Source organism: Pseudomonas sp. PB106, from assembly GCF_009764645.1.
In the GTDB taxonomy this organism is placed as follows: Bacteria; Pseudomonadota; Gammaproteobacteria; order Pseudomonadales; family Pseudomonadaceae; genus Aquipseudomonas.
In genome coordinates this window covers 1-6,475 of sequence record NZ_RWIM01000206.1, presented here as the reverse complement: position 1 = coordinate 6,475, position 6,475 = coordinate 1, and the positions used below count along the sequence as shown (strand labels likewise).

Annotated in this window: 5 protein-coding genes; 4 read left to right on the top strand and 1 reads right to left on the bottom strand. The window is 61.0% G+C overall.

The annotated features are described in order from the left end of the window. Window positions 1–77: 77 nt before the first annotated feature. Window positions 78–1,079 carry a type I glyceraldehyde-3-phosphate dehydrogenase gene (gene gap / locus EJA71_RS25360; RefSeq protein WP_158960493.1) on the bottom strand — a complete coding sequence of 334 codons (1,002 nt, stop codon included), beginning with the start codon at window positions 1,077–1,079 and terminating at the stop codon, window positions 78–80. 220 nt (window positions 1,080–1,299) lie between these two features. Here gap and edd point away from each other — a divergent pair, with 220 nt between their 5' ends. The 4 genes from edd to EJA71_RS25340 all read left to right on the top strand — a co-directional run bounded on the left by edd (window position 1,300) and on the right by EJA71_RS25340 (window position 6,421). Beyond that, the gene (gene edd / locus EJA71_RS25355; RefSeq protein WP_158960490.1) at window positions 1,300–3,126 is read left to right on the top strand and encodes a phosphogluconate dehydratase; all 1,827 of its coding nucleotides are present in this window, start codon (window positions 1,300–1,302) and stop codon (window positions 3,124–3,126) included. Then, the gene (locus EJA71_RS25350; protein WP_158960487.1) at window positions 3,123–4,076 is read left to right on the top strand and encodes a glucokinase; all 954 of its coding nucleotides are present in this window, start codon (window positions 3,123–3,125) and stop codon (window positions 4,074–4,076) included. Before edd ends, EJA71_RS25350 begins: the two co-directional genes overlap by 4 nt. A 154-nt stretch (window positions 4,077–4,230) precedes the next feature. After that, the gene (locus tag EJA71_RS25345) at window positions 4,231–4,962 is read left to right on the top strand and encodes a response regulator (RefSeq protein WP_025112821.1); all 732 of its coding nucleotides are present in this window, start codon (window positions 4,231–4,233) and stop codon (window positions 4,960–4,962) included. Next, window positions 4,952–6,421, top strand: coding sequence for an ATP-binding protein (locus EJA71_RS25340; protein WP_158960484.1), 1,470 nt, complete (start codon window positions 4,952–4,954; stop codon window positions 6,419–6,421). The genes EJA71_RS25345 and EJA71_RS25340 overlap by 11 nt, the downstream gene beginning before the upstream one ends. Window positions 6,422–6,475 lie beyond the last annotated feature (54 nt).

Genomic DNA, 6,475 nt, shown 5'->3' with positions numbered 1-6,475 from the left:
GATATTTTGATGTTGGTTTTACAACAAGATCAAAAGATCGCAGCCTGCGGCAGCTCCTACAGGGGATCAGGACAACCTTACTCGGCGTTACACAACGCCAGGCAGTTATCCAGCATGCGGTTCGAGAAGCCCCACTCGTTGTCGTACCACGCCAACACCTTCAGCAGTTTGCCGCTGGATTTGGTGTGGTTGGCGTCGAAGATCGACGACAGCGGGTTGTGGTTGAAGTCGCTGGAAACCAGCGGCAGCGTGTTGTAACCGAGAATCTTCGAATGCTGGCTGGCCGATTTCAGCAGCGCATTCACCTCATCGGCCGACGCTTCGCGCTTTAACTGCACGGTCAGATCCACCAACGACACATTGATCACCGGCACCCGCACGGCCATGCCGGTCAGTTTGCCGGCCAGTTCCGGCAGCACCAGGCCCACCGCTTCAGCGGCGCCGGTCTTGCTCGGGATCATGTTCTGCGTGGCTGAACGCGCACGGTACGGGTCGGTGTGATAAACGTCGGTGAGGTTCTGGTCATTGGTGTACGCGTGAATCGTGGTCATCAGACCGCTTTCGATCCCCAGCTCACGGTGCAGCACCTGCGCCACCGGCGCCAGGCAGTTGGTGGTGCACGAGGCGTTGGAGATGATCTGGTGCGATTGGCGCAGAATGTCGTGGTTCACGCCGTAAACGACGGTGGCGTCGGCGCCTTTGGCCGGGGCCGAGATGATCACTTTGCGTGCGCCGGCGGTAATATGCGCGGCCGCTTTGGTGCGGTCGGTGAACAGACCGGTGCATTCGAACACCACATCAATCTTTTCCGCGGCCCACGGCAGGTCCGCCGGGTTGCGAATCGCGCTGACCGCAATGCGGTCGCCGTTGACGGTCAGGCTTTCGTTGTCATGCGCCACTTCGGCGTCGAACGTGCCATGAACGGTGTCGTATTTGAGCAGGTGGGCGTTGATCGAGCTGTCGCCCAGATCGTTGATGGCGACGATCTGCAAATCCTGTCGATAGCCTTGGGTATACAGTGCGCGTAGGACATTACGGCCAATGCGGCCAAAACCATTGATTGCGATTCGAAGAGTCATGGAACAGCGCCGCCGTCGTTTTGTTGTTGGAATTACAAGATTATTCGCATAAAAATAGAAAACAAGCCTTTTTAGTGGCAATATTTTGTTTTATCTACAACGAGTGACCTGAATCAACTGGTCCGATTGGTCAAAAAAGCCGTCTGTCATTCCAACAACAACGGCGTTTGATCAGCATAGACAATCAGGTCGCCACATCCGTTAGCCTGGAGTTCTACACATGCATCCCCGCGTTCTTGAGGTCACCGAACGGCTTATCGCCCGCAGCCGCGCCACGCGTCAGGCTTACCTTGCACTGATTCGCGGCGCCGCCACTGACGGGCCGATGCGCGGCAAGCTGCAATGCGCCAACTTCGCCCACGGCGTGGCCGGGTGCGGCACTGAAGACAAGCACAGCTTGCGGATGATGAATTCGGCGAACATCGCCATTGTTTCTTCATATAACGACATGCTCTCGGCGCACCAGCCGTACGAAGTGTTCCCGGAACAGATCAAGAACGCCCTGCGTGAAATCGGCTCGGTCGGCCAGTTCGCCGGTGGCACCCCGGCGATGTGCGATGGCGTGACCCAAGGCGAGCCGGGCATGGAACTGAGCCTGCCGAGCCGCGAAGTGATCGCCATGTCCACGGCGGTCGCGTTGTCCCACAACATGTTCGACGGCGCGCTGATGCTCGGCATCTGCGACAAGATCGTCCCGGGCCTGATGATGGGTTCGCTGCGTTTCGGTCACCTGCCGACGATTTTTGTCCCGGGCGGGCCGATGGTCTCGGGGATTTCCAACAAGGAAAAAGCCGACGTCCGCCAGAAGTACGCCGAAGGCAAAGCCTCCCGCGAAGAGCTGCTGGAATCGGAGATGAAGTCCTACCACAGCCCGGGCACCTGCACCTTCTACGGCACCGCCAACACCAACCAGTTGCTCATGGAAGTCATGGGTCTGCACTTACCGGGCGCCTCGTTCGTCAACCCGAACACGCCGCTGCGTGACGCGCTGACCCGTGAAGCCGCGCACCAGGTCACGCGCCTGACCAAGCAGAACGGCAACTTCATGCCGATCGGCGAGATCGTCGACGAGAAGTCGCTGGTCAACTCGATCGTCGCGCTGCACGCCACTGGCGGTTCGACCAACCACACCCTGCACATGCCGGCCATCGCCATGGCCGCAGGTATTCAACTGACTTGGCAGGACATGGCCGACCTCTCCGAAGTCGTGCCGACCCTGAGCCACGTTTACCCGAACGGCAAAGCCGACATCAACCACTTCCAGGCCGCGGGCGGCATGTCGTTCCTGATCCGCGAACTGCTTGGCGCCGGCCTGCTGCACGAAGACGTCAATACCGTGCTCGGCCACGGCTTGAGCAAATACACCAAAGAACCGTTCTTGGATAACGGTGAACTGGTGTGGCGCGAAGGCCCGACCGACAGCCTCGACGAAAACATCCTGCGCCCGGTTGCGCGTGCGTTCTCCCAAGAGGGCGGTTTGCGCGTGATGGAAGGCAACCTAGGTCGCGGTGTGATGAAGGTGTCCGCCGTCGCGCTGGAAAACCAGATCGTCGAAGCGCCGGCGATGGTGTTTCAGGATCAGCAGGATCTGGCCGACGCGTTCAAGGCCGGTCTGCTGGAAAAGGATTTCGTCGCCGTGATGCGCTTCCAGGGCCCGCGCTCCAACGGCATGCCCGAGTTGCACAAGATGACGCCGTTCCTCGGCGTGCTACAGGATCGCGGCTTCAAAGTCGCGCTGGTAACTGACGGGCGCATGTCCGGCGCCTCGGGGAAAATCCCCGCAGCGATTCATGTCAGCCCCGAAGCTTATGTCGGCGGTGCTTTGGCACGCGTGCAAGAGGGCGATATCATCCGCGTCGATGGCGTCAAAGGCACCTTGGAGCTTAAGGTGGACGCCGACGAATTTGCCGCGCGCGAACCCGCCAAAGGCCTGTTGGGCAACAACATCGGCAGCGGTCGCGAACTGTTCGGCTTTATGCGCATGGCTTTCAGCTCGGCAGAGCAGGGCGCCAGCGCCTTCACTTCTGCCCTGGAGACGCTTAATTGAAACTGGCTTTGGTCGGTGACATCGGAGGCACCAACGCGCGGTTTGCGTTGTGGAAAAACCAGCAACTGGAAGCGGTTCAGGTCCTGGCTACCGCCGACCACGCCAGCCCGGAAGAGGCGATCAGCCTCTATCTGAGCGGGCTCGGTCTGGCGCCAGGTTCGATCGGTTCAGTGTGCCTGTCGGTGGCCGGCCCGGTCAGCGGCGATGAATTCAAGTTCACCAACAACCACTGGCGGCTGAGCCGCACCGCGTTCTGCAAAACCTTGCAGGTCGAGCAGTTGTTGCTGGTCAACGATTTCTCGGCGATGGCGCTGGGCATGACCCGTTTGCAGCCGGACGAATTCCGCGTGGTGTGCGAGGGTACGCCGGAGCCGTTGCGTCCGGCGGTGGTGATCGGCCCGGGCACTGGCCTTGGCGTCGGCACTTTGCTTGATCTTGGCGAGGGCCGTTTCGCCGCTTTGCCGGGCGAGGGCGGTCACGTCGATCTGCCGCTGAGCAGCCCGCGCGAAACCCAGTTGTGGCAGCACATCCACAATGAGATCGGTCATGTCAGCGCCGAAACCGCGTTAAGCGGCGGCGGTCTGCCACGGGTTTACCGAGCGATCTGCGCGGTCGATGGGCATGAACCGACACTCGACACGCCGGAAGCGATTACGGCGGCCGGTCTGGCGGGCGATCCGATTGCCCTCGAAGTGCTCGAGCAGTTCTGCTGCTGGCTCGGCCGCGTGGCCGGCAACAACGTGCTGACCACAGGCGGGCGTGGCGGGGTGTATATCGTCGGCGGTGTGATTCCGCGCTTTGCCGATTTCTTCCTCGAAAGCGGTTTCGCCCGCAGCTTCGCCGACAAAGGTTGTATGAGCGATTATTTCAAAGGCATTCCGGTGTGGCTGGTGACAGCGCCGTATTCTGGGCTCGTCGGCGCCGGTGTAGCCCTCGAACAGGCTGGCTGAGGATTGTTCCCAAGCTCCGCGTGGGAATGCAGCCCGTGACGCTCCGCGTCACTGGACGCAGAGCGTCCCTTGAGGCATTCCCACGCAGAGCGTGGGAACGATCGGTTCATCAGGCATAATCCGCCCCAATTCCAACAACAAGGATGCCTTCGAAGTGAGCTCAGTCAACAAGTCGATATTGTTGGTCGATGACGACCAGGAAATACGCGAGTTGCTGGAAACCTACCTGACCCGCGCCGGGTTTCAGGTGCGGGCCACAGCCGATGGCGCCAGTTTTCGCCAGGCCCTCAACGAGGCGCCGAGCGATCTGGTGATCCTCGATGTCATGCTCCCCGACGAGGATGGTTTCAGCCTGTGCCGTTGGGTGCGCCAGCATCCGCGTCAGGCGCAGGTGCCGATCATCATGCTCACCGCCAGCTCCGACGAAGCCGACCGCGTGATCGGTCTGGAACTCGGCGCCGACGATTACCTCGGCAAACCCTTCAGCCCTCGCGAACTGCAAGCGCGCATCAAAGCCCTGCTGCGCCGGGCGCAATTCGGCCAGGAGCGCAGCGGCAGTGAAGTGCTGGCGTTCGATGAGTGGCGGCTGGACATGGTCAGTCATCGCCTGTTTCACACCGATGGCGAGGAAGTGATTCTCTCCGGCGCCGATTTCGCCCTGCTCAAACTCTTTCTCGATCATCCGCAGGAAATCCTCGACCGCGACACCATCGGCAACGCCACCCGTGGCCGCGATCTGATGCCGCTCGATCGTATCGTCGACATGGCCGTCAGCCGTTTGCGCCAGCGTCTGCGCGACACCGAGAAACCGCCACGATTGATCCGCACCGTACGCGGCAGTGGCTACCAACTGGCAGCCAATGTGGTTGCCGGCAATGGCCACTGAGTCCCTGCGCAAACTTGCCGCCAGGGTACCGGTGCCGCGTTCGTTGCTCGGACGCATGCTGCTGCTGACGCTGTTGGCGGTGCTGTTCGCGCAGACGCTGTCGAGCGTGATCTGGGTTTCGCAACTGCGCGCCACCCAGCTCGAAGGCCTGGTCACCAGCGCCCGCAGCCTCGCCCATTCGATGACCGCGAGCGTCAGTTATTTCCGCTCGCTGCCAGTGGCTTACCGGCCACTGGTGCTCGACCAATTGCGCAGCATGGGCGGCACGCGATTCGTGGTGACGCTCAACGACAAACCCTTGGGCATGGACGTGCTGCCGGTCACGCCGCGCAAAGCAGCGGTGATGAAAGCGGTGGACGAAGTGCTGCGCCAGTCTTTGGGGCATGACACCGACATCTCGGTGAGTTTCGTCAGCCCCGAGGATCTGCGGATTTTCAACGCCGGGCTAAAACTCGATGAGCTGCCGCGTTCGTGGGCGCATTACGCACTGACCCTGGAGCCGGTGAACCCGCCGGTGCTGGTCACGCAGATTCAAATGGCCCCGGGCGAATGGCTGTACATCGCTTCGCTGTTGCCCGAACCGTACACCAGTCTTGAAGAGCAAGGCCTGCCGTCGCAGCAGGTATGGTTCATCGTCCTCACCAGTGGTTTTCTGCTGCTGTTCATCGGCGTGTTGGTGCATTGGCAGAGCCGACCGCTCAAGCGTCTGGCACGCTCGGCGCGGGATTTGTCGCTGGGCGCCGACGTCGAGCCGGTGGCCGAGGGTGGCGGCAGCGAAGTGGTCGAAGTGGGCCGTGCGTTCAACACCATGCGTGAACGCATCAGCCGTTACCTCACCGAGCGCAGCCAATTGTTCAGCGCGATTTCCCATGACCTGCGCACGCCGATCACCCGCTTGCGCTTGCGCGTCGAACTGCTTGAAGACGAGAAGCTGCAAGCCAAGTTCGGTCGTGATCTGGATGAGTTGGAGCTGCTGGTCAAAGGTGCGCTGCAGTGTGTGAAAGACACCGACATCCACGAGAACATCGAGCCGGTCGATCTCAACCATGTGCTCGAATGTCTGGTGGAACCGTATCTGGCGCCCAACGGCAACGGTCGCGTGACTCAACACGGGCGGGCGCTGGCGGCCTATCCGGGCAAGCCGCTGGCGTTGAAACGCTGCATCGGCAACTTGATCGACAACGCCTTGAAGTACGGACAGAACGCGCATCTGCACATCGATGACGATGACAGCGCGTTTGTCCTGCATGTCGATGATGAAGGGCCGGGTGTACCGGAGCAGCGGTTGGAGCAGGTGTTTGAGCCGCACTTCCGGTTGGCGGGGCAGCAGCAGGGTTATGGCTTGGGATTGGGGATTGCGCGCAACATTGCCCATAGCCATGGTGGGGAAGTGACGTTGCAGAATCTGCGTGAGGGTGGGTTGCGGGTGACTTTGCAACTGCCGCGTTCAGCGGACTGAAGATCAAAAGATCGCAGCCTTCGGCAGCTCCTACACCGATCCCTGTAGGAGCTG

Bases quoted from the DNA above. Each gene is read 5' to 3' on its own strand.
- gap (WP_158960493.1), bottom strand. From the start codon at position 1,079: ATGACTCTTCGAATCGCAATCAATGGTTTTGGCCGCATTGGCCGTAAT.
- edd (WP_158960490.1), top strand. From the start codon at position 1,300: ATGCATCCCCGCGTTCTTGAGGTCACCGAACGGCTTATCGCCCGCAGC.
- EJA71_RS25340 (WP_158960484.1), top strand. From the start codon at position 4,952: ATGGCCACTGAGTCCCTGCGCAAACTTGCCGCCAGGGTACCGGTGCCG.